Here is an 18,468-nt window from a genome sequence, read left to right as displayed (position 1 = left end):
CAAAGGCAACTTGGCAGCTATTCGCCCTTAAGGCGTTTTTGAGCTATGCCTAGGTTCAGCGTGTTGCTAAGGGTTCGAACGAAATCGCCGTTGAGTAGGTGGAAGCCAAATTGATTCAATCTCTGCTTGCTATGCCGCGATCCGGCAAAAAATACCTCTTTCTTTCCTTCGACACACTGCTGGTGGTGCTCAGCCTGTTCGCCGCGATGGCATTGCGGTTTGGAACAATCTACCCCGCGCATATGACAAGCGTGTCTTGGTGGATCGTCCCGATCATGGCAGCGTTTGGTCCCATCGTAATCGCTGCAGTGGGGCTACATCGGATCAAACTGCATGCGATCGAAAGCGATGGCATTCTGCGGATTGCGATGACGGCGGCACTCTTGTCGATGGCCGCAATCGCGACCAGTTACATGTTGCGCTTGTCCGGTCCTCGATCTGTACCGCTGATCTTCGGTGCCGTGTTTTTCATGTTGTCCGTGACCAGCCGTATGGCGGCACTGTTTTTCCTGCGGCGCCTTGATGGCAACAGCCCAACGCGCCTTCCCGTTATCATTTATGGCGCGGGCGCGGCTGGCATTCAGCTTGCGATGGCCCTGCGTCAATCGGTGGAAACGCGGCCCATTTTGTTCGTGGACGACAATCCGAACCTGCACGACGTGATGGTGTCCGGCCTGAAGGTATATCCGCCATCCGAATTGCCGCGATTGATAGCGAAAAACAACATCGCGCGCATTCTGTTGGCGATCCCCTCATTGTCCGAAGTTCGACGGGCGGAATTGATCGCACAGCTGACCGCCCTGCCCGTCGATGTTCAGGTCCTGCCCTCTTTTATCGAGTTGATGGCGGCACGGGGCGGCGAAGATACATGGCGTTCGGTGTCGCCCGATGAATTGCTGGACCGGGACAAGGTCGATCTGAACACGCCCGAAATAGCGAAGGCATATACCGGCCGCACAATCATGGTCACCGGCGCGGGTGGTTCCATCGGGGCGGAGCTGTGCCGTCAGTTGATCAACTGCAAACCGAAAACAATCGTGCTTTTCGAACAATCGGAATTCGCGCTGTATTCGATCGAACGGGAACTCGGGGCTTTGGCAGGCGAGACCGACATTAAGATAATCGCCCGTCTTGGTTCGATCATCAATCGGGCCCGCGTCGAAAACGTCGTGGCCGAGGATGGCGTCGAAATCATCCTGCACGCAGCGGCTTACAAGCACGTACCGCTCGTGGAAGACAACGAAGTCCAAGGGGCCGAGAACAACGTGATCGGCACGAAGGTCGTGGCGGATGTGGCGAATGCCGCCGGGATCAAACGTTTCATCCTCGTCTCTACCGACAAGGCCGTGCGCCCCACAAATATCATGGGCGCGACCAAACGCATGGCCGAATTGATCGTGCAGGACATGCAGACGCGCAGCGATGCCACCAAATTCGCGATGGTCCGTTTCGGTAACGTGTTGGGTTCGTCCGGCTCTGTCCTGCCACTCTTTCAGGCGCAGATCGAAAATGGTGGCCCTGTCACCGTCACGCACCCCGATGTCACCCGGTTCTTCATGACGATCCCGGAATCGGCGCGCCTTGTTTTGTTGGCGGGCGCATACGCGACTGGCGGGGACGTATTTGTTCTGGATATGGGAAAACCACAGCGCATACTGGACGTCGCCGAACGTATGATCCGCCTGTCTGGGCGCAAGGTCAAAGACCCCGAAACCGGCGAGGGTGATATCGCGATTCAGATAACCGGACTACGCCCTGGCGAAAAGCTGCACGAAGAGTTGCTGGTGGATGACACGCTTTGCGCGACCCCCCACCCCAAGATCCTGCGCGCCGAAGAAGCCCCCATGCGCGAACTCGAGGTGGCGTCACTGTTGCGTGACACAACAGCCGCCATCGCTGAAAACGATCCCACCGCGTTCCGGCGGATCGTCGAGGCCCGCGTCGACGGATACCACATCGAACAGGCCGAAGCGGCGCAGGCGAATTAGCCTCGTTCTTGGATAAATGCGCATTTTTCAGTTGAAATATGTGCAGCAGTCAAAACACCGGTCCGGTAGGCGCCTGTATCGATCGAAATTCGGCTATCTGCATTCTTAGGTGACGGCACGATCGTATGACCATGAACAACGCAAATATCGTCGGGGCGCGCCGTATCCAGAAACGTCGGATGTCCCCAAAGGATCGTGTTCGACTTTTGGTCGTCCGGCGGCATGGCTGGATCCATCGCTGCGTGGGCGCACCAAACATTGCCGCTTTGCCAACTCAACGGCAATGTTTCGAGCCAGGCGATCATCCCCTCTGGCATGGCGTGTTCAAGAGCATCGCAAGCCTCCATTGCCGCATCTGCATCTGGTCTGCGCCCGATGCCGGTGATCCCAAAGCTCTTCAGCGTCTCCGTTCCGCCATTGACCAACCATCGCGCACCTTTGCCCAATGGGTCCTCGATAAACTGGCACATCATCCGTTCATGGTTGCCACGCAGACAGACGATGCGGTTCCCGAAACGTTGTGACATCTCAAAAAGCCGGGCGAGGACTGCCGCAGATTCGGGGCCACGATCGACGTAATCGCCCAAAAAGATGAGCTGCTGATCATGCTCCGGATCGATCCGCGACAAAAGCCGTGCCAAAAGATCATCGCAACCATGGATATCGCCGATCGCATAAAAAGGAGCATCAGGACGCAGATCATTGGGGCGGCCCTGGGCCTGACTGCTCGCGACGTCGTTTCGGCGACGAAACGCCTTGAAAATTTGACGCACGACGGTGTCCTTTCTGCCTGATGCCTTCGACCGCAAAACACCATGGCGCCCTTGGAATGGCAATGCCGGAAGCCGCATGGTTTCGCCGATGCGCCGGCGGGCCATTGTGCCCGTCGAAGACGCTGGTTAGGCTCATGGCGAACACGTTGGGGGTGTAATGCGATCAAAGTTCGGACAACCTTTGCGACGCCTCTTTTGCGCGTCCGCCGCGCTGGTCGTCATTGCCCCGACCTTGGCGATCGCAGAGCCTGAACGTGACTACACCTACACGCTCTACGGCACGCCCGGATTGATCGACATGCCGACCGCGCAAGGCGCGCGCGATGCCGAGCTTGCGACGACACTTGGCTATTTCGGCGGCTCATTGCGCACGACGATCACGTTCCAGATCAATCCGCGTCTGACAGGCAGCTTCAGATATTCGCGGATCGACGATTGGGAAACGGATGGCAGCGAACGCTTCGACCGCTCATTCGATCTGCGGTATCGGTTTATTGACGAAGGACCTATGCGTCCCGCCGTTGCGATTGGGTTACAGGATTTTGCGGGCACCGGTATCTATTCCGGGGAATATCTGGTCGCAACCAAACAAATCATCCCATCCGTCGCAATAACGGGCGGGATCGGCTGGGGGCGGTTAGGCAGCTATGACAGCTTCGAAAACCCGCTTAGCCGCATCGATGACCGTTTTGCCGATCGGCGCCTGGGTCAAACGGGCACTGGTGGTCAAGTCGAATTCGACCGCTTCTTCCGGGGTGATGCGGCTCTTTTTGGGGGTATCAGCTGGCGACCGACGAACAGGCTCAGCTTCAAGGCCGAATACTCATCAGACGCCTATACCGGTGAAACCAAGGCGGATCGTGACCTTTTCACGCGCGATTCACCTTGGAATTTCGGCGTTTCCTATGCGCTTGGCCCAAATGCGACCGCACAGGCCTATTCACTCTACGGATCGGAAGTCGGCGTAGCGCTGACCTTCACCCTCAATCCCAAAGAACCGGCGGTGAAAGGCGGGCTCGATCAACGGCCAACGCCGGTCGTACCGCGTGCGCCACGTGATCTGAACAACCTAGAATGGACGACCCAGGCAGATGCGCCAAAAATCCTGCGCGAAAGCATGCAAACGCTGCTGGAAAGCGAAGGAATGACGCTCGAGGCCATCCGCACAACGCCGAGAACCGCCACGGTCTACATCCGCAACCGCACGTACCTGTCCGGCGCACAGGCCTTTGGTCGTACCGCGCGAATGATGTCGCAAGCCATGCCATCCTCGATCGAGACCTTCACCATCGTGCCGGTCGTCGGTGGTGTTCGGACATCAGCCGTCACGATCCGGCGCAGCGATCTGGAGCGGCTTGAATTCGCGCCGGACAATGCATGGGAGACCTATATCCGGACGCAGATTGGCGATGCCGCAGATGCAGGCGCCCCCCCTGCCCCGGTCGACGATCTGTATCCGGCTTTTACATGGCAACTCGGGCCATACATCGCCACCACATATTTCGATCCGAACAATCCGGTCGCCGTCGACGTGGGCGCAGAGCTTGCCGCGGATTATGTGATCGCACCTGGCCTGGTTCTTTCCGGTGCTTTGCGCAAACGGGTCGCGGGTGACCGATCGGACGATCCAGGACCATCCGGTTCCCTGATCGAGCCCGTACGGACCAACGGTCCGCTTTACGTGGCCCAGGGCGACCCAGCGATCACCAGGCTCACGGCAGCCTACCAGTTCAACGTTGCCCCCGATTACTACGGTCGGATCACAGCCGGATATCTCGAGCGGATGTATGGCGGAATGTCGACCGAGCTGCTTTGGAAGCCCGTCGAAAGCAGGCTGGGGCTCGGGGTCGAAGTGAACTATGCACGGCAGCGCGATTTCGATCAGCAATTCGGGTTTCAGGATTATGACATCGTCACCGGTCATGTCTCTGCCTATTATGACTTCGCCAATAACTGGCACGCACAGGTCGATGTCGGACGCTATCTGGCGGGTGATTATGGTGCGACTTTCGGGCTGGATCGTGAATTCGACAATGGCTGGCGGGTCGGTGGCTTTGCCACATTCACCGATGTGTCGTTCGACGACTTCGGCGAAGGCTCATTCGACAAGGGGATCCGGTTCAGCGTTCCGCTGACCCACTTCATCGGTGCGCCGTCGCGACGGGTCTACAGCGCCACGGTCCGACCGCTGGTCCGCGACGGCGGCGCAAGGCTCAACGTGCCCGGGCGCCTTTACGAAACCGTGCGTGACCACCACCAAACCCAGTTGCGCGATAGTTGGGGACGGTTCTGGCGATGAGAACTTTTCTGACCCTTACCCTGCTTGGCGCTTTGGCCGCATGCGGTAACGCATCGACAGGCCCCAGCGTCGCGCAACAGTTGATTGGCCTGCTGCGCGCGGGGCAACAACCCGACGGACCGCGAGTCGACGGTGCAGCATTGCGGGCGGGAATCACGCCCGAGATCGTCGCACAGACGGGCGGTGGTGTTCTGATCGTCGATATTCCCGCGCGCGGCGCGGTGGCGGCACTGGGTCGCGTCGGCGTCAATGGCGACGTGATGACCTTTCTGACGCCGGACGGCATCAGTATCAGCACAAAACGCGGCATGATCGTCGCGACCAGGGGCTTGGGAAACGATTTGATGATCGCCGATGTAGCGGAACCACTCGCGACATTGGCGGGGCAAAGACAGCAAGCGGTGCGTATTCACGAATTCCTCGACGGTGAAAATCAGACGGTGTCGCGCAGTTTCATGTGCACCTACGCCCGGGCAGCATCGAATCAGATCATCGAAAGCTGCCGCGCGGACGATTTGGCATTTGAGAACACTTACACCCTCGCCGCGGACGGTCGCATCGCACAAGCCAAGCAGTGGATTTCACCTGAAATCGGATACGTCATCACAGCGGAATTTCTCAGCCCGCCAACCTAAACATGCCGATAGTCGCCCTTGGGTAGATTACGTTTTACAACGGCGGCCGCTCATGTATATTTGTAGTGAACAACAACTTTTCGGGGACCTCTCGGCATGAAACGCATCACGGCACTCACACTTGCACTCTCCATGGCCGCATCCAGCGGCTTCGCGCAAGGCGCGGAACCCCAGCAGCCTGTCGGATCTGCTGAAATCGGCGCAGGTGGTCTTGCATCCGGCCCTGCGATTGCGGCGCTCGCTGGTCTCTTGATCATCGTTGCCGTTGCCAGCGGGTCTGATGATGATAGCGGATCGTCGACCGGGACCACGAACTAAGCCATATCAATATGGCTACAAAGAATATGAAGGCAGGTCATTCGTTGGCCTGCTTTTTTATGTTGTAAGTCCAATGGCGAGTCTAAAATGTTGAGATATTTACAAGCTCTCGCGCTAACTTCGCTATTGTCCGCCTGTGGCGCGGCCTACATCTCGCCAGGGGTGGACAGGTCAAGCGACAAGATCCGGGTCATACCGATGACAGCCGAAGCGGTTCTTGCGGCCAATCGTGACCCCTATCGGCCCAAAACACTTCCCGATGCATTCTTTCGCACGGCGGGCACAGGGGTCACCGCGCGCAGTTCGGGTGCAACACCACCGCCCAGCCTCGACGCTCAGAACCGCCCGGGCGCCTTAGTGACGCGCACCCCCCCGCCCGTTTCTACCGGCCCTTATCGGATCGGGATCGGCGATGTCGTTCTTCTTGCGACAAAGACGAGCACGGGAACAGTCGAGGAATTGTCCGGCCTCCTCGCCGCGCAAAACAGCCGTCAGGGCTATACCGTTCAGGATGACGGCGCGATCGCCGTGCCCGAGGTCGGTCGTGTTCAACTGGTCGGTCTCACCCTCGAAGAGGCTGAGGCGCAGCTGTTCCAACGCCTGATCGAAAGCCAGATCGACCCCACCTTCAGCCTCGAAATCGCGGAATTCAACTCCAAGCGCGTATCGCTGGGTGGTGCCGTGGCACAACCGGCGATCATCCCGATTACGCTGACGCCGCTTTTCCTGAACGAGGCACTGAACATTGCCGGGGGCGTGGCGACGCCCGATCTCGATTTCGCATCCATTCGAATTTACCGCGATGGTACATTGTACCAAATTCCGCTGACCGAGTATCTTGCCAACCCTGATCTGCAGCGGACGCAACTGGTGGCTGGCGACAGTGTGTTCGTCGACACTGCATTCGCGCTGGAACGTGCACAGGCCTATTTCACCGAACAAATCGCCTTGGCCGAGTTTCGACAGCGCGATCGGGCCCAGGCGCTTGCCGAACTGGAAACCGAAATCAACCTGCGCCGGGCGGCACTGGCCGAAACACGCAGCAATTTTCAGGAACGGGTAGAGTTGGACGCAGTCGATCGAGACTTCGTTTATCTGACCGGCGAGGTCACGCAGCCGGGGCGTTTCGCCATGCCATTCGGGCGGCAGACAACGTTGGCCGATGCCCTATACAACGACGGCGGCTTTTCTTCCGAAACCGCAAATCCATCGCAAATCTACGTGCTTCGCGGGTCGTCGGACATTTTCGGCGCGGTCACGGCATGGCATTTGGATGGGCGTAATGTGGCGAACATGTTGCTAGCGACCCGCCTCGAATTACGACCCAATGACATCGTTTTCATCGCGGAACAGCCGATCACGCGCTGGAACCGCGTGGTACAGCAACTGGTACCGTCATTGATCAATACGGGTGTTGCGGTGGCGTCGAACTAAAGGTGCTGAACAGCTGAACGATATGTTCTGTCAAGGCCAATCATCGAGTGAGCGCAATGCGGTGTTGCGGACCAACCGGCCCGTGACTCAATCTATCTTGATAAATTGGCTCCGGCGGTAGGGATCGAACCTACGACCAATTGATTAACAGTCAACTGCTCTACCGCTGAGCTACGCCGGAACACAACAGCGCCTATAGCAATGGTGCATTCCGGCGTCCAGAGGATTTTCGCCAGATTCGACGATTACAAAAGGTTCGATGTCTCCAGATCACCGACCTGCTGAAATCGTGCCGTCAGTCGCAACTCCGGAACCGCTGCCACGATGCCTCGCGCTACCAAATCGACAAGATGCGCAAAGATATTCCGTTCTGCCGCAATCAATAGACCCGGGGCCAAATCCGCATAAACTGCCCGGGTCAACTCGCCGACATCCAGCGGTCCGGCACCAAGTGCGGCGACAATCTGTACCTCGCGTTGCTGTCGATGCCCGATCAGCCATGTCAACCGCCCCTTCGGATCATCGATAGGTGCGCCGTGACCCGGATAATACCGTTTCGCGGTAATAGCGGACAGCTTGTGACAAGATGCCATGAAATCGGTCAGATCACCGTCCGGCGGCGAGACCAGCGAACTCGACCAACCCATCACATGATCACCGGTAAAAACCGTATTGTCCCTGACAAAGCACAGGTGATTACCCATGTGTCCGGGCGTATGAATAGCCGTCAGACGTAAGGCTTCGTTATCGATCACCGCCCCGTCGGTCAGAATGACATCAGGACGAAACGCCATATCGACCCCCTCTCCTCCACCAGCCAGCCCCGCAATGGCCAGATCCTGCATCACCGCGCTGCGTCCGGCCCGGCTATCGCCGAATGCACAGATCGGCGCATCAACGCGCTGCGCCAGCGGTCTCGCCAAAGGTGTATGATCCAAATGGCTGTGGGTGATCAGAATATGGGTAACGTTGCGCCCCCCGATCGCTGAAATAAGCGCTGCCAGATGCGCCGGATCGTCCGGCCCCGGATCGATCACCATCAGATCATCATGCCCCACCAGATACGTATTGGTACCCAGATAAGTCATCGGTGATGGGTTCGGGGCCAATATCAGTTGCAGATCAGGCGCAAGCTGCAAAGGCACGCCGGTCTGCGGCGAAAAAGCGGAAACCGGCGCGCTCATATGCTCTTTGCCTCGACCCGGCCGGTCGATAGGGTGCAGACATGGCTTTCGGATGGCTCAAAAAATCCATGCCGCGTGGCATTTACGGTCGGGCCGCGTTGATCCTGATTTTGCCGGTTCTTTTGCTGCAACTGCTTGTCTCGGTCGTTTTCATCCAGCGTCACTTTGACGGGGTTACGCGGCTGATGACAAGTGCGGTCAGCATCGAGCTGCGGTTTCTGATCGACACGGTCAACGACGCCCCGACGCTCGCGGCGGCAAGGACCGCTGTCGCCAAGATCGACGCACCTTTGCAAATCACGACCACTCTGCCCGCGACGCCCAACAATACGGATATCAAACCCTTCATCGATCTGACGGGCAGCATGGTGATCGACGCGCTCCGGCAGGGCATCAATGAGGTGATCGCCATATCTCTGGAAGACCGGAGCGATGTTCTGATGTGGGTCGACACGCGGCACGGGCCGCTGGAACTTCAGTTTCGTCGGCGGCGCGTGTCGGCGAGCAATCCCCATCAGCTCTTGGTGATCATGGCCGTCACGGGTGCATTGATGACTGCCATTGCATATGTATTTTTGCGTAACCAGCTACGCCCGATTAAGCGGATGGCGACCGTCGCGGCCGACTACGGCAAGGGGCGGGTGACCCCATTTCACCCGACCGGTGCGGTCGAAGTAAGGGCCGCTGGCACGGCCTTTCTCGACATGCGCAACCGGTTGGAAAAGCAAACCCAGAGCCGGACGCTGATGTTGTCTGGCGTCAGCCACGATCTACGGACGCCGCTGACCCGGCTGCGGCTGGGCCTGTCGATGCTCGATGACGACGAGGTGGCCCCACTTTTGCGCGATGTCGATGATATGGAACGGCTCGTCGATGCGTTTCTGGATTTCGCCCGCAGCGATGCAAGCGATCACCTGGAACCGATCGTACCTCAAAAGCTCGTCCGCGATGTGCTGGATGATGCAGCGCGGGCAGGTCAGGCTGCACGCGCTGGCACGATCGAAGGCCCCGATGACCCGATCAGCCTGCGCCCCATGGCGATCCGTCGGGCCCTTGAAAATCTGCTGGGCAACGCGCTGCGCTATGGCAAACAGGCCGAGGTCGGGGTCAGCGTCACCGAACGGGCCATCCGCTTTGTGGTCGAGGATGACGGGCCCGGCATTCCGGCCGATCAACGCGAAGATGCTGTGAACCCCTTCGTCCGGCTCGACCCTGCCCGCAACCAGGACAAGGGCAGCGGCGTCGGCCTTGGGCTTGCCATCGTCGCCGATATCGCACGCACCCACGGTGGCATCCTGCGTTTGGGTGATAGCGCTCGTCTGGGGGGGCTTAAGGCGGAATTGGTTCTTGCGCGCTGACGAATGAGCGATGACAAACATCCGCACAGTGGAATGAAAGGGCGGATCATGCCAAGCGATACAAGTAACCACAATGCCGATCAGCTTGATTTAAAGAGCATGACGCCGTGGCTGTCTTCGCACATCGCGGGTTTCGAAGGGCCCGTGACAGTCTCGAAATTCGCGGGCGGCCAGTCCAATCCGACCTTCAAGTTAAGCACACCAAACGGCGATTATGTATTGCGGCGCAAACCTATGGGCCCGGTGCTGCCAAGCGCGCATGCGGTGGATCGCGAATATCGTGTTATCGCCGCACTTGCCAAGACGGATGTCCCCGTCCCGCAGGTCTACGCGCTATGCACCGATGAAAGCGTGATCGGCAGCATCTTCTACGTCATGGAAATGGTCGAGGGGCGGGTTTTCTGGGATCCGCGGCTTAACGATCAAAGCAAAGCAGACCGAACAGCCATCTACGACTCGATGAACCAGACGATCGCCGCGATCCACAGCGTCGACCCCGACAGCGTCGGTCTTTCTGATTTCGGACGTAGCGAAAACTATCTGCAAAGGCAGGTCGGCCTTTGGACCAAACAATATCAGGCCTCGATCACCGTCGAGAACGAAGCGATGGACAACATCATTCGCTGGTTGCCGAACAACGTACCAGACGATGAACTGACCAGCATTGTACACGGAGACTACCGGCTGGATAACGTGCTGATGCACCCGGCCAGGCCACATGCAGTCGCCGTGCTCGATTGGGAGCTATCCACGATCGGCAACCCACTCGCCGACCTCGCTTATCACATGATGGCATGGCGTTTCGCGCCTACGATGTTTCGCGGACTCGCCGGTGTCGACCTTGCGGCGCTGGGTATTCCTGATGAACAGACCTATCTTGCGGCCTATTTCGATCGCACAGGGCTGACGATGCCCGATGACTGGGATTTCTACATTATTCTCAGCATGTTCCGAATTGCAGCTATTCTGCAGGGGGTCGCAAAACGGGCCGAGGCGGGCAACGCAGCGGATGCACAAGCCAAGCAGATCGGCGCCATGGCCGGGCCCATCGCCCAACAAGCATGGGCTTTGGTGCAATCGCGCTGACGAATTCTTTTCATTCTGCTTAAGAAACGCGCCACGATGACGTGATTTGCGCAGGCATCCGACGCCTTATAAATGTGCGGCGCCATCAAATAAGGAATACATTAATGCATCCGCAAATTCTTAGCGTTGTTTGTATCGGTTTGTCGATGATCCCCGCTGTCGCCACGGCAGATCTGATCCTGGACAAGATCGAAACGTTTTTCATCGGCGGCGGCGAAGTCGTTCTGGAAGGGTTGCCTGACGAAGAGATCACGGTCAGGCCGGGGGCTGATCCGATACTGGTCGATCCCAATGGCACGTTCGAGACCGGGCAGATGTATGTCCAAAATTATCAACTGGCCGACCCGGAAAACCAACTGCCCATCCTGATGTGGCACGGCAGCGCCCTGACGGGCAATACTTGGGAAACCAAACCCGATGGCGGCGCGGGCTGGAACCGCTTCTTCTTGGATGCAGGTTATGACACCTATGTGTCTGATGCCGTCGAACGCGGCCGCGCATCCTGGTCACGCTTTCCCGAAATCTACACCAACCCACCATTTCGTCGGACCAAACAAGAAGCATGGGAATTGTTTCGCTTTGGCCCACCAAATAGCTGGTCCGGCGAAGGCGCATCCGTATCTGAGGCGTATAAAGGCCAGCAATTTCCCGTCGATGATTTCGACCAACTGGTCAAGTCGTTCGTCCCCCGATGGGTCAGCAACAACGCAGCGACAACGGCGGCATACGATGCCCTCATAAAACGCGCCTGCCCGTGCATCATCATCGCCCATAGTCAGGCCGGCAATTTCGGGTATCGGGCGGCATTGAACAACCCCGATCTGGTCCGTGCCTTGGTGGTGATCGAATCTGTCAGGGCACCCGATCCCGCACAAGCAGACGCTGCCATCGTGGCGGATATTCCGCATCTTGTCATTCTGGGCGACTATATAAGTGACGATCCGGTATGGCCGCGTCTGGTCGCAAACAGCGCCATGTGGCGGGATGCAATACGCGCCGCAGGCGGCACATTCGATTGGCTCGACCTTCCGGCCGAAGGCATCACCGGCAACAGCCATATGATGATGATGGACAAAAACTCCGACACGATCGCGAAACTGATCACGGACTGGATCGAGGCGCAAAATCTGAACGACTGAACCGGCAACCGGTGGCGGACGTTGGGGAAAGAAGTGGCGGACAGACAGGGATTCGAACCCTGGAGACGGTCTCCCGCCTACACACTTTCCAGGCGTGCGCCTTCGACCACTCGGCCACCTGTCCGTGGCGAGCGGTTTAACGTCAATGCCGCCCCTTTTGCAAGACCCCTGATCGGGACATTTACTCTGGCCGTGGCCACATTCTATAAGCGTCTAACCCCGGCCCAGATACTCAGGATCGCATGCTACACGACCCGCCCAAAAACAACACCACCGATAAACGCAATGACGCGATGCGGTTGCAAACCGGTGCCTTGGTGATCATCGCCTTCGCGGTCGTTTTGTTCCTTCTGGTCCAGGCCCGGTTCATCCTGATTTCGCTTGCTATCGCGATCATCGTCTTCAGCCTGACAAGCGACGTAATCAACTTCATCGCCCGGCAGCGGATCGGGCCTTTCCGTATCCCGAACGTACTGGCGAGCCTTGCGGCGATGGTGTTGATCGCGCTTGCGCTCCTGTCGCTGACCTCGATCCTTTTGGCACAGGTGAATACGGTTCTCGTCACCGCGCTGTCCTACACAGACCGCGTGCCTTCGGCTGTCGCCGGGCTGTTCACATGGCTGGGCCCGGATAGTCAGATGGCGATCCTGAACGCGCTTCAATCCATCGACGTGCCCAGCTATCTGCGCACCGCCGCCAGCCAGGCCAGTGGGATGACCCAAGCCACCGTCCTGGTCATCCTGTTCGTGGGCTTTCTCTTCGCCGAGCGTATCTGGTTTCAAACCAAGCTGAACAATTTCGTCGGAGACGAGGCCCAGGCAGAACGGGTCGGCAAGATCATTCAATCGATCATCCATCGGGTGAACTATTATCTGCTGGTCAAAACCGTCATCAGCGCCGTCACCGGCGCGATGATCTATGTATTGGCCCAGTTTTTCGGCCTCGAGCTTGCCACGGCGATCGGGATCATCACCTTCGTACTGAATTTCATTCCCAATATCGGGTCGATCATCGCCACCGCGCTGATCGCGTTGATGGCTCATGTGCAACTGGGTGATCCGACGACGACGACGGCGATTTTCCTGATCGCGGGGGTTATTCAATTCATCAATGGCAGCGTCATCGACCCCATGTTGATGGGCCGCGCGTTGCGCCTGTCATCGTTTGGGATCATCCTGTCGCTGGCCTTCTGGGGGGCCGTTTGGGGTATTCCGGGCATGTTCCTGTCGGTGCCGATCATGGTGATGCTGTTGGTGGTCTGCAGTCATGTGCCGCACCTGCGCCCCTTTGCCATCCTGCTATCGCGAGAGGGCCTGCCGGAATCGGAAAAAATGCTGGATCAGCAGATCGAACGCGATCTTTTCGGCCAGGAAATCTCCGAAGATCAGCACGGCTAATCCTCCCGATCTGCGGCCCCGGGTTTGCCTGCAACGGGCTGACGCGCGAAATACGTCACATCTTCGGTAAAGTACTGAAAGCTGTCGGCATTCTCGATGGCAAGCAGCGGATCCTCTCGGGCCATATCAGAACATTCGGGCCGGCTGTAGCAATGGTCTTCGGTCCGGGCCACGCGATTGAAATGGCTCAGCTCGTGAACAATGGTACCCTCTCGCGTACCGTTTTCACTGGCGCGCGCGCCGGGTCGTAACTCGATCAACCGCGGCAGATTGAAAAAAGCTGGACACAGATAAAGTCGATAATGCTCATGCGGATAAACCCACGCATAAGTACCGCCTTCGCACCCGTCCATCGTGGTATCATCGCATTGCACGGTGACTGCGCCACTACGGATCGCGGTTACGACCGCTTTCAGACCGGCGCGAACCTCTTCGGCATGGCCGGGGGAATACTCACCGAACCAACGGCGATATTGCGGCGTATCGCCAACGGTGGCCGCAGCCTTCAACGTCAGATCTTTGGCTTTGGACAACGCATCCGAGGCCACGCGCATCTCGGCCTTGTCGCATCCCGCGAAATTCTCGGCCGCGACCGGCGTGGCCCACATTCCGATCATGATTGCGATAAAGGAAAGGCGGGTCATGTGATCACTCCAGATGTAGATAGACACGCCTGTTCTGACGGCCCTTCTTTTCGATCTTGCCCAAATGGACCCGCCCGATTTCCTCGGTGTTGGCCACATGGGTGCCGCCGCAAGGCTGCAAATCTGCAGTCTCGGACCCGACCCCGATCCGGATCAGCCGAACCTTGCCCGATCCGCGCGGCGGCTGAACCGACATGGTTTTGACCAGATCGGGCTGCGCATCCAGTTCAGCATCGGTAATCCATTCCTCGGTCACGTTCATGTTGCAGGCGATCAGCCGGTTCAGATCAGCCTCCAACGCGGCCTTGTCTTCGGGCGCGTCAGGCATATCGAAATCCAACCGCCCCCTCTCGGCGGTGATCGCGCCCCCGGAAACAGGCAATGGAATGACGACCGACAAAAGGTGCAGTGCAGTATGGACGCGCATATGCCGGTAACGCCGATCCCAGTTCAGCTTTTGCGTCACCCCCTGCCCCACGCTGGGCAGGCCCACGGGTTCGGCGGGTAAAAGGATCACCTCGCCGCTCTCCCCCTTGACCGTCGTCGCGACGTCAAGGGTTTGACCGCCCCAATGTAACGTCCCGCTATCGCCCGGCTGCCCCCCCGAGGTGGGGTAAAACAGCGTCCGGTCCAGTACGATCCCGCCCTCGCCCGTGATCCGCGTCACCTCTGCCTTGGTCTCACGCTGATAAGCGTCGTCACGAAACATCAACTTTGTCATGCTTTGTCGTCCTTCAGCACTTCGGGATTGCGCAGCCAGATATCGCGCTGCGCAAACGGAATTTCGATACCTTCCTCCGCAAATTTTTGTGCAATGGCAAAGTTCATTTCGGAATGGGTCGGCATCACGTAATTCACATCTCTCAGGATCGCCCTAATCTCGAAATCCAGCGAATCCGCGCCAAAACCGCGGAACAGGACAACCGGCGGCGGGGTTGCGATCACCATCGGATGCTCCTCGGCTACCTGCATCAGGACGTCCCGCACCTTTTCGACATCTGTGCCATAGGCTACGCCGACAGGTACGATCACGCGCCCGATCAGATTGCCGCGCGTCCAGTTCGTCACCGTTCCGCTCACCAGATCCGCATTCGGCACGATCACATCGGTGCGGTCAAAGGTCTCGATCCGGGTGGACCGGACCGAGATCGACCGCACATATCCCATCTGATCGCCCACTTCGATCCAGTCACCTTCGCTGACGGGCCGTTCGATCAGCAGGATGATCCCCGACACGAAATTCGACACGATGTTCTGCAGGCCAAAGCCGATGCCCACCGACAGTGCACCGGCCACGATAGCCAGGTTCGACAGATCGATCCCGGCGCTGGTGATCGCGATGATCGCGGCAAGGATTATCCCCACATAACCAAAGCCCGCGACAATCGCGTTCTGCCCGCCAATATCCAGCCGCGTCCGTGGCAGGACGGTTTTGCGCAAGGTGCCCTGAATGAATCGGGTCAGCCCGTAACCGATCGCAAAGACAAAGGCGAAGGTCAGGAAATCCGTTGGAGAAAGGCGCGTCTCACCAATCGCGAACCCCTCGCGAAACCGCTGCCAAAGCTCCAACAGGTCAGCCACCCGCGCGCCCCAGATCAGCGCAAATAGCGGCAGGCTGGCAAGAAAAAGGAGGAAACTGATCACAATGGGAAGAAGGGCGTTCAGGCCCTTTTGTTCTTCATCGGCGCGACTTGGTGCCGTCAGATCATTGGCGACCCTTTGCAGTACCAGCACAAAACCGATCAGCGCCAACGACAGGATGGATGATACAAGCAACGTTTGCCCCGCCGCCATATACCCAAAAGCCGCCAACATCGGGGCAACGACCGCGACAAGCGTGCACAACCGACCCAGCAACCCTCTTGTCCGCCCGCCGGATCCACCTTCATCCTCCGTCTCGATCGGTGGTTGCTGGATCACACGGCCAAACCGCCACAGCAAAATGCCGAGGATCAGAAGGATGGGCCACGCCAGCGCCGCTGCCGTTGCGTCCGAGACATCCGTCGTTTGAAGCGCTGCAACCGACAAGGTCGAAATGCCGATGATCCAGGCCATCCCGATCCCGTAACGCCGCCCCCGCCGTCGCGTGGCCGCGTCATAGCGCAGATAACCCGCGTCATCGCCGGGCGGAAAGACATGCCGCGCCAGCCACCATGTTCCAACGATGATCATACCTGCCAGCGGTAACGTATCGATCACCGCCATGCCCCGCAGACCAAAAACGCCAAGCGTCTCCAGCCCCGTCGCAAGGGCGATCAGGCCCAGAACCGACACCATCAACTGCCCGAAAGACAGACATAGCCGCCAAAGGGGAGCAAAACGACTTTGGGTATCGTGGGTCTTTTCGCTTCGCCGCCGCGCAAGCCATGGCCGCAGATAAATCAGCAAAAGTCCGGCCAGCCCAAGATAGAGCGAAGCGCGAAGTAAATTGGCGAACAGCTGACCGGCCCGCAACCTTTCGCGGATGCCGGACACCGTTTCTGCGACCAAAAGACCAGAGGCATTCCAGACCGCCGAAACACCACCAGCCATCGATGTCAGGTCCAACGGCGATGGCACCCGGTCCGCCAATGCCCGGGTCTGCTGTTGAAGCGCTTGTGCATCCAGTTCACTGATCAGCCCATTGGCCCGCGCATGCGCCTCTTGCGCCAGCAACTGCGGGGCCGTCAGCGCACGCTTTTGCGCCTCCAACTCTGCGCGCCGCATGGCAACGGCTTCGGTTTCCTCACCATTTTCGGGAACAGGGCCCAAAGCGGCGATCTGCCCGTCAACCGTTGCGATACGTCCGCCATTCACCCCGGTCTGTTCCAGAAAACGATCGCGCCAGACAACCAGTTCGGCGCGCAATCGCGTCGCCGCAAAAGGCGACAGCGCATCCGCCTTCACCTGTTCCTCCGCCCGCCTCGCCAGACGCAGCCAATCGGAATCATCCGTCAGCGTCTCGAACGGAGGTGTCTCCACCTCAGGCGCGGGATCCTCCTCAGCTGGGGCGCTTTCGGTCTGCTCGCCGGTACTCTCTTCCGCCGGCGCTTGCTCAGCCCCAGTCAAAGGCGCGAGCAGATCAGTTGGTGCTTCCTGCGCCATTGTCGCAACTGGCCAAAACAGCAACAGCCCGCACAGAATGCCCCGCAACATCATACGTCGGCGTAGACCGATGGCACCGTCGCGCTCCGTTCAAGCCACTCCGGCACCGGCAATCCTTTTTCACGCATGAAGTCTGGATTGTAGAGCTTGGATTGATACCGCGTGCCATAGTCGCACAGGATCGTCACGATCGTGTGCCCCGGCCCCATATCGCGCGCCATCCGGATCGCCCCGGCAATGTTGATGCCGGTCGATCCGCCCATGCACAGACCTTCGTTCCGCAACAGATCATAGACAAGAGGAATGGCCTCTTGGTCGCTGATATTATAAGAAAAATCGGGACTGAGCCCTTCCAGATTTTTCGTGATACGCCCCTGGCCGATCCCTTCCGAGATCGAGCTACCCTCCGATTTCAGTTCACCGGAGGTGTAAAACGAATACAGCGCTGCGCCATCCGGATCGGCCAGCCCGATCTTGACGCCCTTGTCCTGCAGCACCGTGGCGACGCCACTCAACGTACCACCCGATCCGCACGCACAGATGAACCCGTCAACCTTGCCGTCCGTCTGCGCCCAGATTTCGGGGGCCGTCGTCTCGATATGGGCCTGCCTGTTGGCGACATTGTCGAACTGATTGGCCCACACCGCACCATTGGGCAATTCCGCATCCAGAACCTTGGCCAAACGCTCGGAGTACCGGACAAAGTTGTTGGGATTGCTATAGGGCGCCGCGGGCACTTCGACCAATTCGGCACCCGCCAGGCGCAGCATCTCCTTTTTCTCTTCGGTCTGCGTTTCGGGGATCACGATGACGGTCTTGAAACCCATCGATGCACCGACCAATGCCAACCCAATCCCGGTATTGCCCGCTGTCCCTTCGACGATCGTACCTCCGGGCTTCAGCGCACCGCGCGCCACAGCATCACGAATGATGAACAGCGCCGCGCGATCCTTGACCGATTGGCCCGGATTCAGGAACTCCGCTTTACCAAGGATCGTGCATCCCGTCGCCTCGGACGCTGCGCGCAACTTGATCAAGGGGGTATTGCCGACGGTATCGGCAAGATCGGATCGGATAGTCATGGCGCAGGTCCTTCATTCCAGTGGAATATGTGTAGGACCGCGGCAAA

15 protein-coding genes and 2 tRNA genes are annotated in these 18,468 nt (G+C 58.6%); 9 read left to right on the top strand and 8 right to left on the bottom strand.

Annotated elements, in window-relative coordinates:
• The first annotated feature begins 98 nt into the window (after positions 1 to 98).
• Positions 99 to 1,988 (top strand): nucleoside-diphosphate sugar epimerase/dehydratase, encoded by a 1,890-nt coding sequence (locus V8J85_RS03640; RefSeq protein ID WP_339952314.1) that lies wholly within the window; start codon positions 99 to 101, stop codon positions 1,986 to 1,988.
• Here V8J85_RS03640 and V8J85_RS03635 read toward each other — a convergent pair.
• Positions 1,985 to 2,761, bottom strand: a complete 777-nt coding sequence (locus V8J85_RS03635; RefSeq protein WP_339952312.1) for a metallophosphoesterase family protein — start codon at positions 2,759 to 2,761, stop codon at positions 1,985 to 1,987. The genes V8J85_RS03640 and V8J85_RS03635 overlap by 4 nt on opposite strands.
• 157 nt (positions 2,762 to 2,918) lie before the next feature.
• Between V8J85_RS03635 and V8J85_RS03630 the strand changes: the two genes are divergently transcribed.
• The 4 genes from V8J85_RS03630 (at position 2,919) to V8J85_RS03615 (ending at position 7,447) form a co-directional block, all read left to right on the top strand.
• Positions 2,919 to 5,060, top strand: coding sequence for a YjbH domain-containing protein (locus tag V8J85_RS03630; protein WP_339952310.1), 2,142 nt, complete (start codon positions 2,919 to 2,921; stop codon positions 5,058 to 5,060).
• Positions 5,057 to 5,695 carry a YjbF family lipoprotein gene (locus V8J85_RS03625; protein WP_339952308.1) on the top strand — a complete coding sequence of 213 codons (639 nt, stop codon included), beginning with the start codon at positions 5,057 to 5,059 and terminating at the stop codon, positions 5,693 to 5,695. Before V8J85_RS03630 ends, V8J85_RS03625 begins: the two co-directional genes overlap by 4 nt.
• Positions 5,696 to 5,791: 96 nt before the next feature.
• Positions 5,792 to 6,013: a hypothetical protein gene (locus V8J85_RS03620; protein WP_339952306.1), complete on the top strand. Its 222-nt coding sequence runs from the start codon at positions 5,792 to 5,794 to the stop codon at positions 6,011 to 6,013.
• 192 nt (positions 6,014 to 6,205) lie between these two features.
• Positions 6,206 to 7,447: a polysaccharide biosynthesis/export family protein gene (locus V8J85_RS03615; protein WP_445285880.1), complete on the top strand. Its 1,242-nt coding sequence runs from the start codon at positions 6,206 to 6,208 to the stop codon at positions 7,445 to 7,447.
• A 106-nt stretch (positions 7,448 to 7,553) separates the two neighbouring features.
• Here V8J85_RS03615 and V8J85_RS03610 read toward each other — a convergent pair.
• Positions 7,554 to 7,628 (bottom strand) — tRNA-Asn (locus V8J85_RS03610).
• Positions 7,629 to 7,692: 64 nt separating this feature from the next.
• Positions 7,693 to 8,631, bottom strand: a complete 939-nt coding sequence (locus V8J85_RS03605) for an MBL fold metallo-hydrolase (RefSeq protein ID WP_339952302.1) — start codon at positions 8,629 to 8,631, stop codon at positions 7,693 to 7,695.
• A gap of 41 nt (positions 8,632 to 8,672) precedes the next feature.
• Here V8J85_RS03605 and V8J85_RS03600 point away from each other — a divergent pair, with 41 nt between their 5' ends.
• The 3 genes from V8J85_RS03600 to V8J85_RS03590 all read left to right on the top strand — a co-directional run bounded on the left by V8J85_RS03600 (position 8,673) and on the right by V8J85_RS03590 (position 12,214).
• The gene (locus V8J85_RS03600) at positions 8,673 to 9,989 is read left to right on the top strand and encodes an ATP-binding protein (protein ID WP_339952300.1); all 1,317 of its coding nucleotides are present in this window, start codon (positions 8,673 to 8,675) and stop codon (positions 9,987 to 9,989) included.
• Between the two features lie 3 nt (positions 9,990 to 9,992).
• Positions 9,993 to 11,075 carry a phosphotransferase gene (locus V8J85_RS03595; protein ID WP_339952298.1) on the top strand — a complete coding sequence of 361 codons (1,083 nt, stop codon included), beginning with the start codon at positions 9,993 to 9,995 and terminating at the stop codon, positions 11,073 to 11,075.
• A 104-nt stretch (positions 11,076 to 11,179) separates the two neighbouring features.
• Positions 11,180 to 12,214, top strand: a complete 1,035-nt coding sequence (locus tag V8J85_RS03590) for a hypothetical protein (protein WP_339952296.1) — start codon at positions 11,180 to 11,182, stop codon at positions 12,212 to 12,214.
• A 34-nt stretch (positions 12,215 to 12,248) separates the two neighbouring features.
• On the opposite strand, the gene V8J85_RS03585 is transcribed toward V8J85_RS03590, so the two are convergent.
• A tRNA-Ser gene (locus tag V8J85_RS03585) sits at positions 12,249 to 12,338 on the bottom strand.
• 118 nt (positions 12,339 to 12,456) lie between these two features.
• On the opposite strand from V8J85_RS03585, the gene V8J85_RS03580 reads away from it, so the two are divergent.
• Complete coding sequence (locus V8J85_RS03580) at positions 12,457 to 13,611, top strand: AI-2E family transporter (RefSeq protein ID WP_339952294.1); 1,155 nt, start codon at positions 12,457 to 12,459, stop codon at positions 13,609 to 13,611.
• Here the strand turns inward: V8J85_RS03580 and V8J85_RS03575 are convergent.
• Genes V8J85_RS03575 through V8J85_RS03560 form a run of 4 tightly spaced genes read right to left on the bottom strand, consistent with a single transcriptional unit; the run spans position 13,608 to position 18,421 of the window.
• Entirely contained in the window at positions 13,608 to 14,255 is a 648-nt protein-coding gene (locus V8J85_RS03575) for a M35 family metallo-endopeptidase (protein ID WP_339952292.1), read from the bottom strand. The two genes, V8J85_RS03580 and V8J85_RS03575, sit on opposite strands and share 4 nt — an antisense overlap.
• Before the next feature lie 4 nt (positions 14,256 to 14,259).
• On the bottom strand, positions 14,260 to 14,976 hold the full coding sequence (locus tag V8J85_RS03570) for an alanyl-tRNA editing protein (RefSeq protein WP_339952290.1): 717 nt from the start codon (positions 14,974 to 14,976) through the stop codon (positions 14,260 to 14,262).
• Positions 14,973 to 17,339: a mechanosensitive ion channel family protein gene (locus V8J85_RS03565; protein WP_339952288.1), complete on the bottom strand. Its 2,367-nt coding sequence runs from the start codon at positions 17,337 to 17,339 to the stop codon at positions 14,973 to 14,975. Before V8J85_RS03565 ends, V8J85_RS03570 begins: the two co-directional genes overlap by 4 nt.
• 50 nt (positions 17,340 to 17,389) lie before the next feature.
• Positions 17,390 to 18,421, bottom strand: coding sequence for a cysteine synthase A (locus V8J85_RS03560; RefSeq protein WP_339952286.1), 1,032 nt, complete (start codon positions 18,419 to 18,421; stop codon positions 17,390 to 17,392).
• Positions 18,422 to 18,468: the final 47 nt, after the last annotated feature.

The sequence above is a fragment of the Yoonia sp. 2307UL14-13 genome (genome assembly GCF_037572755.1).
In the GTDB taxonomy this organism is placed as follows: Bacteria; Pseudomonadota; Alphaproteobacteria; order Rhodobacterales; family Rhodobacteraceae; genus Yoonia.
This window is presented reverse-complemented; position numbering and strand designations above follow the sequence as displayed.

Coding starts and splice junctions, on each gene's coding strand:
- V8J85_RS03580 (WP_339952294.1), top strand. CDS start 12,457: ATGCTACACGACCCGCCCAAAAACAACACCACCGATAAACGCAATGAC.
- V8J85_RS03560 (WP_339952286.1), bottom strand. CDS start 18,421: ATGACTATCCGATCCGATCTTGCCGATACCGTCGGCAATACCCCCTTG.
- V8J85_RS03600 (WP_339952300.1), top strand. CDS start 8,673: ATGGCTTTCGGATGGCTCAAAAAATCCATGCCGCGTGGCATTTACGGT.
- V8J85_RS03620 (WP_339952306.1), top strand. CDS start 5,792: ATGAAACGCATCACGGCACTCACACTTGCACTCTCCATGGCCGCATCC.
- V8J85_RS03570 (WP_339952290.1), bottom strand. CDS start 14,976: ATGACAAAGTTGATGTTTCGTGACGACGCTTATCAGCGTGAGACCAAG.
- V8J85_RS03575 (WP_339952292.1), bottom strand. CDS start 14,255: ATGACCCGCCTTTCCTTTATCGCAATCATGATCGGAATGTGGGCCACG.
- V8J85_RS03565 (WP_339952288.1), bottom strand. CDS start 17,339: ATGGCGCAGGAAGCACCAACTGATCTGCTCGCGCCTTTGACTGGGGCT.
- V8J85_RS03605 (WP_339952302.1), bottom strand. CDS start 8,631: ATGAGCGCGCCGGTTTCCGCTTTTTCGCCGCAGACCGGCGTGCCTTTG.
- V8J85_RS03625 (WP_339952308.1), top strand. CDS start 5,057: ATGAGAACTTTTCTGACCCTTACCCTGCTTGGCGCTTTGGCCGCATGC.
- V8J85_RS03590 (WP_339952296.1), top strand. CDS start 11,180: ATGCATCCGCAAATTCTTAGCGTTGTTTGTATCGGTTTGTCGATGATC.
- V8J85_RS03630 (WP_339952310.1), top strand. CDS start 2,919: ATGCGATCAAAGTTCGGACAACCTTTGCGACGCCTCTTTTGCGCGTCC.
- V8J85_RS03595 (WP_339952298.1), top strand. CDS start 9,993: ATGAGCGATGACAAACATCCGCACAGTGGAATGAAAGGGCGGATCATG.